Origin of the sequence: Phenylobacterium deserti (genome assembly GCF_003254705.1) — a bacterium.
Taxonomy (GTDB): domain Bacteria; phylum Pseudomonadota; class Alphaproteobacteria; order Caulobacterales; family Caulobacteraceae; genus Phenylobacterium; species Phenylobacterium deserti.
This window is the reverse complement of record NZ_QFYR01000001.1, coordinates 781469-796879: the sequence shown is the minus strand read 5'-3', so window position 1 is coordinate 796879 and position 15411 is coordinate 781469. Positions and strand designations below refer to the sequence as shown.

At 66.8% G+C, this 15411-nt stretch carries 14 protein-coding genes; 3 read left to right on the top strand and 11 right to left on the bottom strand.

What is annotated here, in order from left to right:
* Positions 1-69 precede the first annotated feature (69 nt).
* On the bottom strand, positions 70-2571 hold the full coding sequence (locus DJ018_RS03980) for a glycoside hydrolase family 9 protein (protein ID WP_111514666.1): 2502 nt from the start codon (positions 2569-2571) through the stop codon (positions 70-72).
* 143 nt (positions 2572-2714) lie between these two features.
* Between DJ018_RS03980 and DJ018_RS03975 the strand changes: the two genes are divergently transcribed.
* A complete protein-coding gene (locus DJ018_RS03975; RefSeq protein WP_205853704.1) occupies positions 2715-3824 on the top strand; it encodes an aldose epimerase family protein in 1110 nt (369 codons plus the stop codon).
* Here the strand turns inward: DJ018_RS03975 and DJ018_RS03970 are convergent.
* The 7 genes from DJ018_RS03970 to sdhC all read right to left on the bottom strand — a co-directional run bounded on the left by DJ018_RS03970 (position 3821) and on the right by sdhC (position 10005).
* Entirely contained in the window at positions 3821-4726 is a 906-nt protein-coding gene (locus DJ018_RS03970; protein WP_111513575.1) for a LysR substrate-binding domain-containing protein, read from the bottom strand. The two genes, DJ018_RS03975 and DJ018_RS03970, sit on opposite strands and share 4 nt — an antisense overlap.
* A 237-nt stretch (positions 4727-4963) precedes the next feature.
* A complete protein-coding gene (locus DJ018_RS03965) occupies positions 4964-5284 on the bottom strand; it encodes a 2Fe-2S iron-sulfur cluster-binding protein (protein ID WP_111513574.1) in 321 nt (106 codons plus the stop codon).
* Between the two features lie 26 nt (positions 5285-5310).
* Positions 5311-6540, bottom strand: a complete 1230-nt coding sequence (locus DJ018_RS03960; protein ID WP_111513573.1) for an NAD(P)/FAD-dependent oxidoreductase — start codon at positions 6538-6540, stop codon at positions 5311-5313.
* A gap of 63 nt (positions 6541-6603) precedes the next feature.
* Positions 6604-7386: a succinate dehydrogenase iron-sulfur subunit gene (locus DJ018_RS03955; RefSeq protein ID WP_111513572.1), complete on the bottom strand. Its 783-nt coding sequence runs from the start codon at positions 7384-7386 to the stop codon at positions 6604-6606.
* Between the two features lie 20 nt (positions 7387-7406).
* Entirely contained in the window at positions 7407-9197 is a 1791-nt protein-coding gene (gene sdhA / locus DJ018_RS03950) for a succinate dehydrogenase flavoprotein subunit (RefSeq protein ID WP_111513571.1), read from the bottom strand.
* Positions 9198-9205: 8 nt separating this feature from the next.
* Positions 9206-9592: a succinate dehydrogenase, hydrophobic membrane anchor protein gene (gene sdhD / locus DJ018_RS03945; protein ID WP_165842787.1), complete on the bottom strand. Its 387-nt coding sequence runs from the start codon at positions 9590-9592 to the stop codon at positions 9206-9208.
* Positions 9592-10005: a succinate dehydrogenase, cytochrome b556 subunit gene (sdhC, locus tag DJ018_RS03940; protein ID WP_111513569.1), complete on the bottom strand. Its 414-nt coding sequence runs from the start codon at positions 10003-10005 to the stop codon at positions 9592-9594. The genes sdhD and sdhC overlap by 1 nt, the downstream gene beginning before the upstream one ends.
* A gap of 174 nt (positions 10006-10179) precedes the next feature.
* Here sdhC and DJ018_RS03935 point away from each other — a divergent pair, with 174 nt between their 5' ends.
* Entirely contained in the window at positions 10180-11064 is an 885-nt protein-coding gene (locus DJ018_RS03935; RefSeq protein WP_111513568.1) for a LysR family transcriptional regulator, read from the top strand.
* On the opposite strand, the gene zapE is transcribed toward DJ018_RS03935, so the two are convergent.
* Positions 11061-12185 carry a cell division protein ZapE gene (zapE, locus tag DJ018_RS03930; RefSeq protein WP_111513567.1) on the bottom strand — a complete coding sequence of 375 codons (1125 nt, stop codon included), beginning with the start codon at positions 12183-12185 and terminating at the stop codon, positions 11061-11063. The genes DJ018_RS03935 and zapE overlap by 4 nt on opposite strands.
* A gap of 89 nt (positions 12186-12274) precedes the next feature.
* On the opposite strand from zapE, the gene DJ018_RS03925 reads away from it, so the two are divergent.
* Complete coding sequence (locus tag DJ018_RS03925; protein WP_111513566.1) at positions 12275-12802, top strand: hypothetical protein; 528 nt, start codon at positions 12275-12277, stop codon at positions 12800-12802.
* 40 nt (positions 12803-12842) lie between these two features.
* On the opposite strand, the gene DJ018_RS03920 is transcribed toward DJ018_RS03925, so the two are convergent.
* Together DJ018_RS03920 and DJ018_RS03915 are read right to left on the bottom strand one after the other, a co-directional pair.
* Positions 12843-14339, bottom strand: coding sequence for a CoA-acylating methylmalonate-semialdehyde dehydrogenase (locus DJ018_RS03920; RefSeq protein ID WP_111513565.1), 1497 nt, complete (start codon positions 14337-14339; stop codon positions 12843-12845).
* Between the two features lie 59 nt (positions 14340-14398).
* Positions 14399-15406, bottom strand: a complete 1008-nt coding sequence (locus DJ018_RS03915; protein ID WP_111513564.1) for a Gfo/Idh/MocA family protein — start codon at positions 15404-15406, stop codon at positions 14399-14401.
* Between the last annotated feature and the right edge of the window lie 5 nt (positions 15407-15411).

The following is a 15411-nucleotide window of genomic DNA, read 5'->3' as shown; positions in this document are numbered from 1 at the left end:
AAGGGGCCCTCAGAACGATCTGAGAGCCCTCGTCCGACCGCCTGCGGCGGCTGCCTTGTTTGCGAGAGCTTACTTGCCCTTCGCCCGTTGCTGGGCGGCGATCGCCAGGAACATGTAGTTGGTCTCGCCGCCACCGAGCACGTACTCGGTCTGCTGCCAGAAGTAGGGCCAGACCTTCAGTTCGGGCAGGTCGGGGCGGATCAGCGCCGTGCCCGAGATCACCCCGCCGGGGATGTACGACCAGTCTGCCCGGTTGGTGCCGTACGCGGTTGTCGCCGATTTCGAGCCGACGCCTGACGCGAACGAGGCGTTGTTCTGGCCGGGGTGCACGCCGAGCACGAAGTTCAGGGCGTTGAGGTGGTAGTCCTCCGGCGTCAGCTGTGGCCAGCCCTTGTGGAAGAACCACTGCTTCACACCGAACTCCTGGATGGTCCAGCCCGCACCCCAGATGTCCGGCTTGTAGGGCACGCCGTACGGGTTCTCCTTGGACTGCTCCCGCAGCTTGGCCTGATAGGTCGCCACGACGGCGGTGACGTCGCGGCGGAAGGACTCGTCCGGCACGCGGTTGATCACCTGGCCGACAGCCCAGCCGGAGTTCTCGATGTCAGCGATCACCGTCGGCTTCAGGGCGATGAGTTCGCTCATGTAGGCGCCCTCGCCGGTGGCCAGGACCAATTCCGTCAGTGCGGCAATCCGGTCCGTCGGCTTCTTCGGCCGGTCCTTGGCCTTGGCGTAGATGTCCCGGGCTGCAGCCAGGGACTCGGCCGCGAGCTTGGCGTCGTAGTCGCGCAGAGCCACTGATGCGGCCGCCAGGCCGGCGGCAGCGTCCAACTCACGGTCCGGGTTGTCCTCGGTGAACACCCAGCGATCGTCGTCCACCCCGTAGTTGTGGCCGCGCAGAAGGTCCGGCTTGGCCTTCGGATCGTAAGGCAGGTTGTCCGTCTGGTTCACCACGTCGCCCAGCAGCACATATTGCGACAGGTGCGGCTCGATGATCCCGCGGTAGAGGCGGCCCATGGCGCGGTATCCGCCGAGCACACTGAGCAGACCGTGCTCGATCTGCTGGCGAGCGTCGTCCTTGCCGTCGGCCACGCGGATGTCGACCGTCTTGTTCTTCTGGTCGACGGCCGTAGCGTCGTAGTTCAGGCCGAACTCGGTGACCATCTTGGACAGCAACCAGATGGTGCCGATCTGGCTCTCGACCCGCATGTCGTAGTCGCCCGCGTCATGCCAGCCCCCGGCGTCGAGGCCGGGCACGCGATCGCCGGGCTTGTACTTCGTCAGGGTGGAGGCGCCCTGCAGGTAGCCGTCGAAGTGGTTGAGGTCGGTCGGCGCCATGCGGGCGTCGTCCAGGTGATCGAGGCCATGCCAGATGCGGTACTTCTCGCGCACCACCATGTGGCACATCTGGTTCGGCAGGAAGGTCTCGAGCGTCGGCTGCCAGACGTCGCGGTCGAAGACGTCCGCGCCGATCTTGAACGGATGGCTGACCTGGTCACGGTAGCCGACGACGTACATCCCCGGCGCGGTCACGTCCGAGAAGTCGAAGGTGGAGTACTGGTAGCGCAGGAACGGCCCGAAGGCCTTAGGCGCGCCGCGCTTGGCCACCTGGCGGCCGTTGGCGGTGAGGCGGTAGAGGACGACCTCGTCGGCCTTGGTGTCGAGGGGGTCCTTCTCCAGCACCACCCGCTTGGCCTGGTCGGGGGCATAGCCGACCTGGCTGACCTGGATCACCGGCTGATAGCGCCAGCCTTCCACCACGTTGGGCGTGATGACCCACTCGATGGCGTTCTTGGTGGCCCCGGCGGGCACCACGCCGCGCACGATGTACCAGGCGTTGTTGTGGTTGCCGCGGCCGTCCACCAGCTCGAGCTGGCCGGTGCGGCTCTCGATCGTCATGCGGCGCAGGTCCTCGTCGGGAGCCACGATCAACGTCTTGCCCTGTGCCATGGGCTTGCTGATCCACTCGCCGGCGCGTTGCTCCACTGGGCCATTCGGCTGACGCGGGAAGATGCCGGCTTGGCCGTCCATCAGCCACGACTTGCCGAACAGCTCGCCGGGGAACAGCTCGAAGTTGAAGCCGACCTTCCCAATCCACTCCGCAGGGAGCGGTTGGTCGAGGTCGACAGTGACCCTGAAGGCGCCGCCTGACAGCGCTGTCACTTTAACGTGATAGGTAAATTTTAGGTCGGGGTAGATGATCGGATTGAACCCTTTCCGGTCCTTGGAAGGGTCCGGATAGGAGAGGGTCTGGGTGATCGTGCCGGTGGCGCGATCCACGGTGCGCGTCTGGGTCACCGGCATGGGAGACCATTGTCCGGGGGAGGTTTCCAGGCGCAGGTCGCCGTTGGCGGCGACGCGGGTGCCGTGCTGGACAACGGTCACCCCCGTCTGGTGACCGTCAGGGTAGAAGTCATTGAAAACCATGACGTTCACGCCCTGGCGCGCGAAATATTCCTTGTCGTTGATCGAGATCGGCGCGCCGGCTGAGCCGGTCGGCTTCTGCGCCAGGGCTTGTGGCGCGGCCGCGATCAGGGCGAGCGCAGCGGCGCCCGCGAGCAGGCTTCTCATCATGAATCCCCCCTTGGGAAAGGTTTTGTTGGGCCCGAAGGTCTCCCCACGCTTAGCAAGGCGATGCGGGGCTGCAACCCCCCGCTGGCGAACCCGCGAGCGCCGGTCTAGCGTCGGTGCAAGAAACAAGCGGGAGGATCGGGATGAAGCTGACGCGGCGGGGCGCCACTCTGGGTGGGGCGTTGCTCGGGCTGGGTGTCATGGGAGCGGCTAAGGCGGGCGTGACGAGCCGCCCGTGGGGCAAGCTTCCTGATGGCCGGACGGTCACCCTCTATACCCTCACGAACCGGAACGGCCTGGTCGTTCGGATCATGGACCTCGGCGGCGTGATCGTGGGCGTCGACGCGCCGGATCGCGCGGGCAAGCTGGGAGACGTGGTCCTCGGCTTCGACCGCCTGGAGCCATACCTGACGGACTCTCCGGGCTTCGGCGCCGTGATGGGGCGCTACGCCAACCGGATCGCCGGCGCGCGTTTTCGGCTGGACGGCCGAAGCTACCAGCTGATCCCCAACGCCGGGGAGCACAATCTCCATGGCGGCCCGCAAGGTTGGGACAAGCTCCTGTGGCGCGCGCGGCCGCTGGACGGAGCGGCTGGCCCCGGTCTGGAGCTGTCGCTGCAAAGCCCCGACGGCGATCAAGGCTTCCCAGGCACTGTGGAGGTTGTCTGGACCTACTGGCTCACCCACGACAATCGCCTCACCATGGAGGCCCGTGCGACAACCGATGCGCCGACGGTCATCAACATGACCAATCACGCCTACTTCAACCTTTCGGCGGACGGCTCCAGCACCATCCTGGACCACGAACTGCAGGTCGACGCCGCCAGCTATACGCCCAAGGATCGAACTGGGATTCCCACGGGCGAGATCGCGTCCGTCGAAGGCACGCCCTTTGATTTCCGCACAGCCAAACCCATTGGACGGGACATCGGATCGGCCCCGGGTGGCTACGACCACAACCTCATTGTTGATCCGCACGCCCAGGGCGAACTGCGTCGCGTAGCGCGGGCGCGCGACCCGAAGAGCGGGCGCACGCTGGAGGTCTGGTCCGACCAGCCCGGCGTTCAGTTCTATTCGGCCCACTGGCTGAAGATCGCCGGCAAAGGCGGGGCCTTCTACGGCCCAGAACACGGGTTCTGCCTGGAGCCGCAGCACTATCCAGATAGCCCGAACAAGCCGCAGTTCCCGACCACCGTGCTGCGTCCCGGCCAGACCTTCCGCTGGCGAGGCGAGTTCCGGTTCGGAGTGGCTTAGGGCAGCCGGACCGGCGGGCCTGGCATCGGAGTTTGCGCGCCCTGCTCCTGCAGCCAGGCCCCGAATGCTTCTGCGGTCGGGTTGTCCGCCAGACGCGGGCGCAGGAAAACGAAGCGGGCGTTCACCGGCTCGAAGCCGAAGGGGGCGGCGAGCCGGCCGCGCTCCACGTCCGGCGCGGCGAAGGCCCAGGGCGCGATCCCGACGCCAAGGCCCGCGGCGGCGGCCTCCAGCATGTAGGAGTTATGCTCGAACTGGCGCTCGAGCCGCGCGGGCGGCAGGACAAGCTGGGCGCGGCCGGCCCACTCCTCCCAGGCTTCCATGCGGGTCTCGGTGTGCAGGCGGGGCAGGGTAAGCAGCCGCGGAAGATCATCGCCGATCTCGGCTAGGAGGCTGGGCGCCAGCACCGGCCCGTGAAACAGGGGCATGAAGGGCGTCGAGCGGATGCCTTCGGCGGGCCGGCTATGCTCGATGCGGATGGCGGCGTGGAGCCCGCCCTGGCTGAAGTCCACGGGCGCGTGGCTTTCCAGGATGCGCACGCGCACGCCGGGATGCCGCTCGTGAAAGTCGGGCAGCCGGGGGATCAACCACTTCATCGCCAGGGTGCCCAGGCACGAGACCACCAGCTCGCGATCGGGACCGGCGCCGGGCAGGGCGGCGGCGACCATGTCGAAGGCAGGCGTCAGGGCGGCGGCGAGCTGGCGGCCGGCATCGGTCAGCACCAGGTCGTGTCGCGGACCGACCACCAGCCGGACGCCCAGGCGCACCTCCAGCGCTCGCACCTGACGGCTGACAGCGCCGTGCGTGATGCAAAGCTCGGACGCAGCGCCGGTCATCGAGCCCAGTCGCGCGAAGGCTTCGAAGGCGCGAAGACCGGTCAGTGAGGGCAGTGGACGGCGCGCCATGTGACTCCAGCTCACATCATAGCGCCGCTTAGTCGATTGAGCACCAGCTGGGAAGGCTGGAAGGTCCACCCATGACCAACAGGAAGAGCAGACCTCAGACCCCGCCGCAGCTTCGGCCCAGCTATCTTCTCGCCGCGGCCGCCATATGGGCGGCCGTCATCGCAGCGTGGCTGGCGCCTCCGCCGGAGCAGGTCGTGCAGATGGCGAAGCTGGAGTGCGCGCCGGGACGCTGAGCCGCTAGTGCTGGCTTTCCGGCATGCGGACCACGAGCCCGTCAAGGGCGTCGCTGATGCGGATCTGGCAAGACAGGCGGCTGTTCGGCTCTACGTTTTCGGCGAAGTCGAGCATCGACTCCTCCATGGCCGAGGCCGTGCCGGTCTTCTCGCGCCAGGCTTCGTCCACATAGACGTGGCAGGTGGCGCAGGCGCAGGCGCCGCCGCAGTCGGCGTCGATGCCCGGGATGTTGTTCTTCACCGCGCCTTCCATGACCGACAGGCCGTTCTTCACGTCGACCACGTGTTCGGTCCCGTCGTGCTCGATGTAGGTGATCTTGGCCATCTGTACTCTTCAGGCGGTCGGCGGCGTCAGGCCGCGACCTCTTTCATGGAAACGGAGGGGTCGGCAAGCTTGGCTTTGTCGACCGACTTGCGGTTCAGGATCAGCTGCCGCCCCATCATGAACTCCGGAGGAGCGTTGATGGCTTCAACCGACTGAAGCTGGTCGCCCTTCAGGTGGAAGACTGCGAACTTGCCCGAGGCCGGATCGCCGCGAACGAGGATCTCGTCGGCGTCGAAGGCGTAGCCGGCGATCTGGAGCTTCAGGTCGTACTGATCGGACCACTGCCAAGGCGCTTCACCGGCGGGAGCTGGGCGGCCGGTGATCGCGCTGGCCGCCTGCTTGGCCTGCTCCAGGGCGTTCGGCACGCTTTCCATGCGGAACATGCGTCCGTAGATCGGCATCGGCCTATGCGCGACGTCACCGATGGCGAAGATGTTCGGATCCGAGCTGCGGGCCTGCAGGTCCACCACAACGCCGCGCGCCGTCTCCAGCCCGCAGTCGTCAGCGAGCTCGTCGTTCGGAGCGGCGCCCACGCCCACCACCACGGCGTCGCAGGCGATGGTGCGGCCGTCGGCGAGTTTCACCCCGGTGACGTGACCGCCCCGGCCTTCGAAGCCGACGACGCTGCAGCCCAGTTCGAACGTGACGCCGTGCCGTTCGTGATAGGTGCGGAAGAAGTCGGAGAGCACTTCGCAGGCGACGCGGGCGAGCAGGCGCTCCTCGCGCTCCAGCACCACCACGTCCGCGCCGAGCGCGCGCCCTGACGCTGCGACTTCCAGGCCGATGTAGCCGCCGCCGACCACGGCCAGCTTCTTGCCCGGCCCAACGGCCGCCTTGAGGCGTTCGGCGTCAGCTGCGGTGCGCAGGAACATGACACCGTCGAGGTCCGCGCCCTCAATTGGCAAGGCGATGGCCCGAGCGCCGGTCGCCAGGATCAGCACGTCGTAATGGACGGTCGAGCCGTCAGCGAGGTGAACGAGCTGGGCGCTGCGCTCCAGCCGCTCAGCCCGGGTGCTCGGCCGAAAGTCGATGTCGTGCTCGGCGTAGAACTCCAGCGGCTTCAGCGCCAGGGAGTCCGCGTCAGCCTCCCCCTTCAGCCAAGCCTTGGACAAAGGCGGCCGCTGATACGGCGGAATGGGCTCGTCGCCGATGAGGGTGATCGGCCCAGTATGCCCGTACTGGCGCAAAAGGGCCGCCGCCGTGCCGCCGGCGTGGCCCGCGCCCAGGATCACCACATGCGCGGAAGGATCGCTCATGCGTCTCCGATGCCGAAGTGTGACTTGGCCGTCAACTTGACGCTGGGGGAGTGATGAACCGCGTCAGACGACGCGGTCCACCAGCATCTTCTTCACTTCCTGGATGGCCTTGGCCGGGTTCAGACCCTTCGGGCACACCTGAGCGCAGTTCATGATGGTGTGGCAGCGGTAGAGCTTGAACGGATCTTCCAGGTAGTCGAGGCGATCGCCAGTCGCTTCGTCGCGGCTGTCGACCAGCCAGCGGTAGGCGTGCAGCAGGGCCGCCGGACCCAGGTACTTTTCCTGGTTCCACCAGTAGCTCGGGCAGGAGGTCGAGCAGCAGGCGCACAGGATGCACTCATAAAGGCCGTCGAGCTTCTCGCGGTCCTCGGGGCTCTGCACCCACTCCTTCTGCGGCTCCGGCGTCTCGGTGTGCAGCCAAGGCTCGATGGACGCGTACTGGGCGTAGAAGAGGGTCATGTCAGGGACGAGGTCCTTGACGACCGGCATGTGCGGCAGCGGGCTGATCTGCACGTCCTTGCCAGGCACTTCTTCCCAACCATGGGTGCAGGCCAAGGTGTTGCGCCCGCCGATGTTCATGGCGCAGGAGCCGCAGACCCCTTCACGGCACGAGCGGCGGAAGGCCAGCGACGGGTCCATGTTGTTCTTGATGTAGAACAGCACGTCCAGGACCATCGGCCCGCACTTGTCGAGATCCACCTCGTAGGTGTCCCAGCGCGGGTTCTCCGTTCCTTCCGGATCGTAGCGGTAGACCTTGAAGGTCTTGGTGCGCGTGGCGCCCTCGACCGCCGGATAGTGGCGGCCGCGGGTGACGCGGGAATTCTTGGGAAGCGCGAATTCGACCATTGTGTCCTTGCCCCGCCGCCTTAGTAAACCCGCGCCTTCGGCGGGATGTACGAGACGTCGTTCGTCATCGTGTAGTTGTGCACCGGGCGATCATCGAGCCGGACGGCGCCGGTGGCGTCGTCGAACCAGGCGAGCGTGTGCTTCATCCAGTTGGCGTCGTCGCGGTCGGCGAAGTCCTCGCGGGCGTGAGCGCCGCGGCTTTCCGTGCGGTTCGCGGCGCCGTTCACCGTCACGGCCGCCTGGCCGATCAGGTTGTCCAGCTCCAGCGTCTCCATCAGGTCGGTGTTCCAGATCATGCCGCGGTCGACGACCTTCAGGTCGCGACGCTTCTCGTGCACCGCCTGCATGCGCTTGACGCCTGACGTCAGGCTCTCACCGGTGCGGAACACGGCGGCGTCTTCCTGCATGGCGCGCTGCATTTCCAGCCGCAGCGAAGCCGTGGACGTGGAGCCGTTGGCGTTCCGCAGCCGATCAAACCGGGCCAGGTGAGCCTCGGTCATGTAGGGCTTCAGCTCCGGCTGCTTCTCGCCGGCCTTGATGGTGTCGGCCGCGCGCAGAGCGGCCGAGCGCCCGAACACCACCAGGTCGATCAGGCTGTTGGAGCCCAGGCGGTTGGCGCCGTGCACCGACACGCAGGCCGCTTCGCCCACGGCCATCAGGCCCGGCACAACCTTGTCGGGGTTGGCGCCCTCGCGGGTGACGACCTCCGAGTAGAAGTTCGTCGGGATGCCGCCCATGTTGTAGTGGACGGTCGGCAGAACCGGGATCGGCTCCTTTGTGACGTCCACGCCGGCGAAGATCTTGGCGCTTTCCGAGATGCCCGGCAGGCGCTCGGCGAGGATCTTTGGATCCAGGTGATCGAGGTGCAGGAAGATGTGGTCCTTGTTCGGGCCCACGCCCCGGCCTTCGCGGATCTCGATCGTCATGGCCCGGCTGACCATGTCACGCGGCGCCAAGTCCTTCACGGTGGGCGCATAGCGTTCCATGAAACGCTCGCCTTCCGAGTTGGTCAGGTAACCGCCTTCGCCGCGCGCGCCTTCGGTGATCAGGCAGCCCGCGCCGTAGATGCCGGTGGGGTGGAACTGCACGAATTCCATGTCCTGCAGTGGCAGGCCGGCGCGCAGCGCCATGGCGTTGCCGTCGCCCGTACAGGTGTGCGCGCTGGTGCAGGAGAAGTAGGCCCGGCCGTAGCCGCCGGTCGCGAGGATCACCAGCTGCGCCTGGAAGCGATGCAGGGTGCCGTCGTCGAGCTTCCACGCGGTCACGCCGCGGCAGACGCCCTCTTCGTCCATGATCAGGTCGAGGGCGAAGTACTCGATGAAGAACTCGGTGTCGTGCGCCAGGCTCTGACCGTACATGGTGTGGAGCATGGCGTGGCCGGTCCGGTCCGCCGCCGCGCAGGTGCGCTGGATCGGGGCCTCGCCGTAGTTCTTGGTCATGCCGCCGAAGGCGCGCTGGTAGATTTTGCCCTCAGGCGTCCGGGAGAACGGCACGCCCCAGTGCTCCAGCTCGTAGACCGCGGCCGGCGCGTTGCGGCACAGGTACTCAATGGCGTCCTGGTCGCCCAGCCAGTCCGACCCCTTGACGGTGTCGTACATGTGCCAGCGCCAGTCATCCGGGCTCATGTTGCCCAAGGACGCCGAGATGCCGCCCTGGGCGGCGACGGTGTGCGAACGGGTCGGGAAGACCTTGGACACGCACGCGGTCTTGAGACCCGCTTGCGCGCAACCGAGGGCCGCGCGCAAGCCGGAGCCGCCCGCGCCCACCACGACCACGTCAAACTTGTGGTCGATGAAATCGTAAGTCGCCATGAGCTAGCTTACGCGCCTCCCAGCGCGACCTTGAGGATCGAGAAGATCGCCAGCGCGCCAGCCAGCACGCAGACGAAGAGGTTGATGAGCAGCAGGGCGCTCTTGTTCAGCGTGATGTGGATGTAGTCCTCGATGATCACGCGGAAGCCGGAGTGCATGTGCCAGAAGCTGATGCCTAAAGTGAGCACCACGAGCACGGCGTTCAGCGGCTCGGAAATCCAAGCAACAGCGAAGTCGTAGTCTCCGGCGGCGAGCCGCAGAACCCCGAACACCGCCCACAGGGTGAGCGGGATCAGCGCCACCGAGCTGACGCGCTCGGAGATCCAGTGGCCGACGCCGTGCTTGGCTGAGCCCAGGCCGCGGGCGCGGGACAGGGGCGTGCGATAGCTGACCATCAGAGCGCTCCCGTCATGGCGGCGATAACCCAAACCGCGATCGACGCGGCGACCGTGAAGGCGAGGCAGACGACGGCCGAGAAGTTGGCGCTCTTCACGTCGAGGCCGTGGCCGGTGTCCCAGACCAGGTGACGGATGCCGTTGGCCAGGTGGTAGAAGAACGACACGGTGAGGCCGAACATCACCAGCTTGCCAAGCGGCGAGCCCAGCAGGCTCTTAAACGTGGCGTAGGACTCAGGACCGTTCGCCAGGGCGATCGCCCAGGCCGCGGCGATCAACGCCCCCACATACAGCGCCACGCCCGTGGCGCGGTGCAGGATGGAAGTCGCCATGGTGATATGCCAGCGCCACACCTGAAGGTGGGGCGACATCGGCCTTTCCCGGAGCTTCGGAGCCCGTGTGGCGTCGGTCATGCGTGTCAGCCGCTCGCTCGTTTGTTCTTGGAGACGCGGCTTTTGGGCCCGTCCATGTGAGGTGTCAACGAAAGCGGGCGCAAAGCTCCTCCTTCGCAGGAGCCGAAATCCTGCGGATAATTTCTCCTGCTGCAATGCGTGATTGCTGTAGCCTGCCTTCGCGGGAGGCGAAGGATGCCATTTGATCTGGTTGATCTCAGATTGTTCTGCGAGGTGGTCGACGCTGGCTCCATCACCGGCGGGGCGGAGCGCAGCGCCCTCGCCCTGGCCGCAGCCTCGACCCGCATCCGCCGGATGGAGGAGGCGGTCGGCGCTCCCCTGCTGACCCGCTCGCGCCAGGGCGTAAACCCCACCGAGGCTGGGCGGACCCTGCTCAAGCACGCCCGCGAGATCATCGCCCAGAGCGCTCGTCTGCGGGAGGATCTCGGCGCATACGCCGGCGGTCTCGGCGGCGAAGTGCGGCTGCTGGCCAACACCAACGCCCTGACGGAGTTCATCCCGGAAGCGCTGAGCTCCTTTCTGGCGATGAACCCGCACGTCAGCGTCGATCTGGAAGAGCGGCTGTCGGACGAGATCGTCGGCCTGATCGCCGAGGGTGTTGGTGACATCGGCATTGTGGCCGGCACGGTTGACGTCGGACGCCTGGAAAGCTTCCCGTTCCGATCCGACCGTTTTGTGGTGGTGACCAGCGCGGGGCATCGGATGGCCAAGCAGCGCTCGGTGAGCTTCTCGCAGGTGCTGGACTGCGATTTGGTGGGTCTGGAGCGTTCGAGTTCGCTGCAGCGCTTCCTGTCCTCCAAGGCGACGAGGGAAGGCCGACCGCTGCGCTTGCGCGTCCAGCTCCGCAGCTTCGACGCCGTGTGCCGGCTGGTGGAATGCGGCGTGGGGGTGGGCGTGGTGCCTCAGACCACGGCTCATCGCGCGGCCAAGACCATGAACCTCGCCATCGTGGACCTCGCCGACGAGTGGGCGGTGCGCGAGCTGCGGATTTGCGTCCGGTCTCTCGAGGATCTTCGACCTTATGCCCGGCAGCTCGTCGAGAGCCTGCGGACTGGCTAGTCCCGATCCACCAGCCAGTCGGCCGACCGCATCTCCTGGAGGCGGGAAGCCGTGCGCTCGAACTCGAAGGCCCCTTCGCCCTCAGGGTAAAGTTTGACGGGTTCGGCTTCGGCCAGGACGATCAGGCGTGTGCGAGCTTCGTAGAGCGCGTCAACGAGGATGACGAACCTGCGCGCCTCTTCACGCCGAGCCGGCGTGAGCTTCGGTACGTCCTCGAGGAACACTGTGTGGAAGCGCTCGGCCAGGGCGAGGTAGTCGTTTGGGCCGAGAGCGACAGCACAGAGGCTTGTGAAGGTGGCCCGCAGTAGGCCGCCCGCGGCGTGGGGCAGGGTGATCTTGCGGCCGAGCACCTCGAGCACCGCGCCGGCCTCCTCCTGGCCGTCCAGCATGTCGCGCCAAAGCCGGTCGAACGAGCGCTCGTTGTCCGGATCGATGGGCGAGAACCAGGAACTCGCCGCACGCAGACGGTCCAGGCGATAGTCGTTCGGCCCCGCCACCCGAACGACTTCGAGCCGCTCCTTGAGCAGGTCGATGAACGGCAGGAAGAGCTGGCGATTGATGCCATTCTTGTAGAGTTCGTCCGGCGTGCGGTTCGAGGTGGTCACCACAGTGACGCCGCGGGCGAACAGGTTCTCGAACAGGCGCCCCAGGATCATGGCGTCGGCAATGTCCGTGACCTGGAATTCGTCGAAGCAGAGCAGGCGCGCCTGCTCGGCGACCACCTCGGCCGCTGGAAGGATGGGGTCATCGCCCTTGTGCTGGCCGAAGCGGGCCTTGCGGGCGGCGGCGTCGCCCTTGCGCCACGCGTCGATCAAGCGGTGGATCTCGCCCATGAAGACATGGAAGTGGACCCGGCGCTTCTTCTCGACAGGCGCGGTCTCGAAGAACAGGTCCATCAGCATGGACTTGCCGCGGCCAACTGGTCCGTAGAGGTAGACGCCGCGAAGGCTGGCGGCGTCCTTTCTGCGGAACAGACCGGCCAGCACGCCTGCGGGCTGTGCGTTCTCGAGCTCCTCTTGCAGCCTGTTGAGAGCTTGCAGCCCCAGTTCCTGAGCGTGATCACTGCGGAGCTCGCCACGCTGGAGCTTGGCGTCATAGGCGGCTTGCAGGGCTGTCGGCATCGAACGTTCCGGTAGCGGCGTCAGGCGCGCGGCGCAAGGAACGGCCCGCGGGGCAAGGGGTTGTCTCCCCGAACGAAAGGAGCCTTCACATGGCCGAAGATCCTCGGACCTACCAGCCCAGCACCACCGAAGTGAACCGCGCCCGCGTCCAGGGCAATGGCGTGGGGCAGCAGGACATGGACATGCAGCAGGACCCGGATCGCGACACCTACGCGACCGAGCCGCAGAACACCGCCGGCTGGGACAACGACCCGCCGAACCAGGGGACGGACCGCCCCTCGCAAGCTGATTTCAGCGGTCAGGACGTGGGTGATGACGATGCGCCGGGGGAGCCCCGTAGCTTCGCCGCCGACGACGACACCGGCGACAATGTCGCTCCGGTGCGCGACGAAGCTGATGTGAACGATACGCCGATCCTCGGCTCCGGCACGCCGGCCAATGTCGACATCCACAAGATCGGTCAGCAGGACAACCCTGAAGGCGATTGGGGCGACGCCGAACCCGGCGCTGTTTTCTCCCAGAACAACACCCGTCGTCCCATCACGACCGAGGGGCAACGCGGCCAGGGCGCCAAGACGCGTCAGGCCAACAAGGACATCGTCAGCCGCCGAAGCTGACACGGCGGGCGCTTCTCCCGGCGGGAGAAGCGCCGCTCCCCTAGCGCATGGTCGGGATCACAAAGGCGGAGTCTTCCAACGCGCCTTCCGGCCAACGCGCCGTCACCGTCTTCGTCTTGGTGTAGAACCTGACGCCCTCCAGGCCGTGCTGGTTGATGTCGCCGAACGCCGAGCGCTTCCAGCCTCCGAAGGTGTGGTAGGCGACCGGCACCGGGATGGGCACGTTGATGCCCACCATGCCGACGTTCACGCGACTGGCGAACTCTCGCGCCGCCCGACCGTTGCGGGTGAAGATGGCCACTCCGTTGCCGTATTGGTGCTCGGAAGGCAGGGCGAGCGCCTCCTCAAAGGTTTCCGCCCGCACGATCTGGAGGACGGGACCGAAGATCTCTTCCTGGTATGTGCGCATCGTCGGCTTCACCTGATCGAACAGGCTGGGGCCGATGAAGAAGCCTTTCTCATAACCCTGCAGGGAGAAGTCGCGGCCATCCACCACCAGCTCGGCGCCTTCGTCGACGCCCATCTGAATGTAATCCGAGACCCGCTTGCGATGCGCGGCGGTGACGACGGGCCCATACTGAGCGGCCGCATCGGTGGACACGCCCACCTTCAGGGTTTCAATCTCGGAGAGCACGCGCTCGCGCAATGCTTCGGCCGTCGTGGCGCCGACCGGCACAACGACCGGCAAGGCCATGCAGCGCTCGCCCGCCGAGCCATAGGCCGCGCCGATGATGTCCCGGGTCGCCTGCTCCAGATCAGCGTCCGGCATGACGATGCCGTGGTTCTTGGCGCCGCCCATAGCCTGCACGCGCTTTCCATTCGCAGTCCCGCGCGAGTAGACGTAGTGGGCGATGTCGGAAGAGCCGACGAAGCTGATCGCCCGGATGTCGGGGTTGTCGAGAATGGCGTCCACCGCGGTCTTGTCGCCGTGAACCACGTTCAGGACGCCGGCTGGCGCACCGGCCTCCATCATCAGTTCCGCGAGCCGGACCGGAACGCTGGGGTCCTTTTCGGAAGGCTTCAGGATGAAGCTGTTGCCCACCGCGATGGCGATGCCGAACATCCACATCGGGATCATGGCGGGGAAGTTGAAGGGTGTTATGCCGGCGGCGACGCCCAGCGGTTGACGCATGGAATAGACGTCGATGCCCGGACCGGCGCCCTCGGTGTACTCGCCCTTGAGGGCATGCGGGATGCCGCAGGCGAACTCGATGACCTCGAGGCCGCGCTGGATGTCGCCTTTGGAGTCGGCGATCACCTTGCCGTGCTCCGATGACAGCAGCTCGGCCAACTCGTCCATCCGGGCTTCCACCAGCCGCTTGAACTCGAACATAACCCGGGCCCGGCGCTGCGGATTGACCAACCCCCAGGTCTGCTGCGCGCGAAGCGCCGACTGCACGGCCTTGTCGAGTTCGGCTTCGCTGGCCAAGGCCACGCGGGCCTGAACCTCGCCGGTGTTGGGGTTGAAGACCTCGGAGAAGCGCCCGGAGGTCCCCGCGACGGCGACGCCGTCGATGAAGTGAAGAACGTCACGCATGAAACGAACTCTAGGCCTCCGGCGGCCCTGCGCAACGCCTCACGCGAGGTGACGTGGCGTCAGCCGCGGACCTGGGCGAACGCCTGCTCGATCATCGCGATCACCTCGCGCGCCTCGCTGGCTTCCACCGGTGGCGGGCCCTCGCCGCGAACAGCGGCTGCGGTCTTGCGGTAGAAGTCGACCCAGTCACCGGCAGCGATGTCGAGCAGCTCCTGGCCGTTCGGTGTGGCAAGCGTTGCGGGGATGGCGGGGAGCCGTTCTCGGAAGTCGGCGTCGGCTGGGTGTCCGCCTTGGCGGAGCAGAGCCTCGATCGGATCGATGCCGTGCGTGAGCAGGCTGGCCTTGGTCCCGTGCGCCGAGAAGCGGGGCCGAGGCGCGGCGACGACGCTGCAGGACGAGACGATCGCCCGCATCCTCCCGTAGGCGAAGGTCAGCTCGAAGTAGTCGTCGGCCACCGCTCCGTCGCGCTGGGTTGCCCTGTCTGCCCGCATCCAGTCGGGCGAGCCGAACAGCTGCAGGACCTGGTCGATCAGGTGAGGGCCAAGATCCCAGAGCATGCCGGAGCCAGGCTGGGTGCTGTTGCGCCACGCGGGCGCCGCCTCTGGCCTGAACCGATCCCAACGCGCTTCGAACAGGCCGACCTCGCCCAGGGCGCCTGACGCGATCTTCTCGCGGACGGCCCTGAAGTCGCCGTCCTCACGACGGTTGTGGAAGATCGTCAGAACTCGCCGGTTCTCTGCCGCCAGGGCGATCAGCGCGTCCGCGTCTGCGACGGACAGAGCAAACGGCTTGTCCAGCACCACGTGCTTGCCGGCCTGCAGGGCCGCTGTCGCCAGGGGGACGTGGGTCTCGTTCGGTGAGGCCACCACCACCAGATCGACATCGTCGGCCTGGACGACGTCGGCAGGGTCGCCTCGCCGGGGGCGATCGCGGCGGGCTGAGATGTCCCGCGAGGTCGCCACGGCAGTGATGCGGAAGTCGCCGGCGGCCTCGATCAACGGGGCGTGGATGATGCCTCCGGCGAGGCCGTGGCCGATCAGGCCGACGCGGATCGGATCGTTCGACATCAGCT

Coding starts and splice junctions, on each gene's coding strand:
- DJ018_RS03980 (WP_111514666.1), bottom strand. CDS start 2,571: ATGAGAAGCCTGCTCGCGGGCGCCGCTGCGCTCGCCCTGATCGCGGCC.
- DJ018_RS03975 (WP_205853704.1), top strand. CDS start 2,715: ATGAAGCTGACGCGGCGGGGCGCCACTCTGGGTGGGGCGTTGCTCGGG.
- DJ018_RS03970 (WP_111513575.1), bottom strand. CDS start 4,726: ATGGCGCGCCGTCCACTGCCCTCACTGACCGGTCTTCGCGCCTTCGAA.
- DJ018_RS03965 (WP_111513574.1), bottom strand. CDS start 5,284: ATGGCCAAGATCACCTACATCGAGCACGACGGGACCGAACACGTGGTC.
- DJ018_RS03960 (WP_111513573.1), bottom strand. CDS start 6,540: ATGAGCGATCCTTCCGCGCATGTGGTGATCCTGGGCGCGGGCCACGCC.
- DJ018_RS03955 (WP_111513572.1), bottom strand. CDS start 7,386: ATGGTCGAATTCGCGCTTCCCAAGAATTCCCGCGTCACCCGCGGCCGC.
- sdhA (WP_111513571.1), bottom strand. CDS start 9,197: ATGGCGACTTACGATTTCATCGACCACAAGTTTGACGTGGTCGTGGTG.
- sdhD (WP_165842787.1), bottom strand. CDS start 9,592: ATGGTCAGCTATCGCACGCCCCTGTCCCGCGCCCGCGGCCTGGGCTCA.
- sdhC (WP_111513569.1), bottom strand. CDS start 10,005: ATGACCGACGCCACACGGGCTCCGAAGCTCCGGGAAAGGCCGATGTCG.
- DJ018_RS03935 (WP_111513568.1), top strand. CDS start 10,180: ATGCCATTTGATCTGGTTGATCTCAGATTGTTCTGCGAGGTGGTCGAC.
- zapE (WP_111513567.1), bottom strand. CDS start 12,185: ATGCCGACAGCCCTGCAAGCCGCCTATGACGCCAAGCTCCAGCGTGGC.
- DJ018_RS03925 (WP_111513566.1), top strand. CDS start 12,275: ATGGCCGAAGATCCTCGGACCTACCAGCCCAGCACCACCGAAGTGAAC.
- DJ018_RS03920 (WP_111513565.1), bottom strand. CDS start 14,339: ATGCGTGACGTTCTTCACTTCATCGACGGCGTCGCCGTCGCGGGGACC.
- DJ018_RS03915 (WP_111513564.1), bottom strand. CDS start 15,406: ATGTCGAACGATCCGATCCGCGTCGGCCTGATCGGCCACGGCCTCGCC.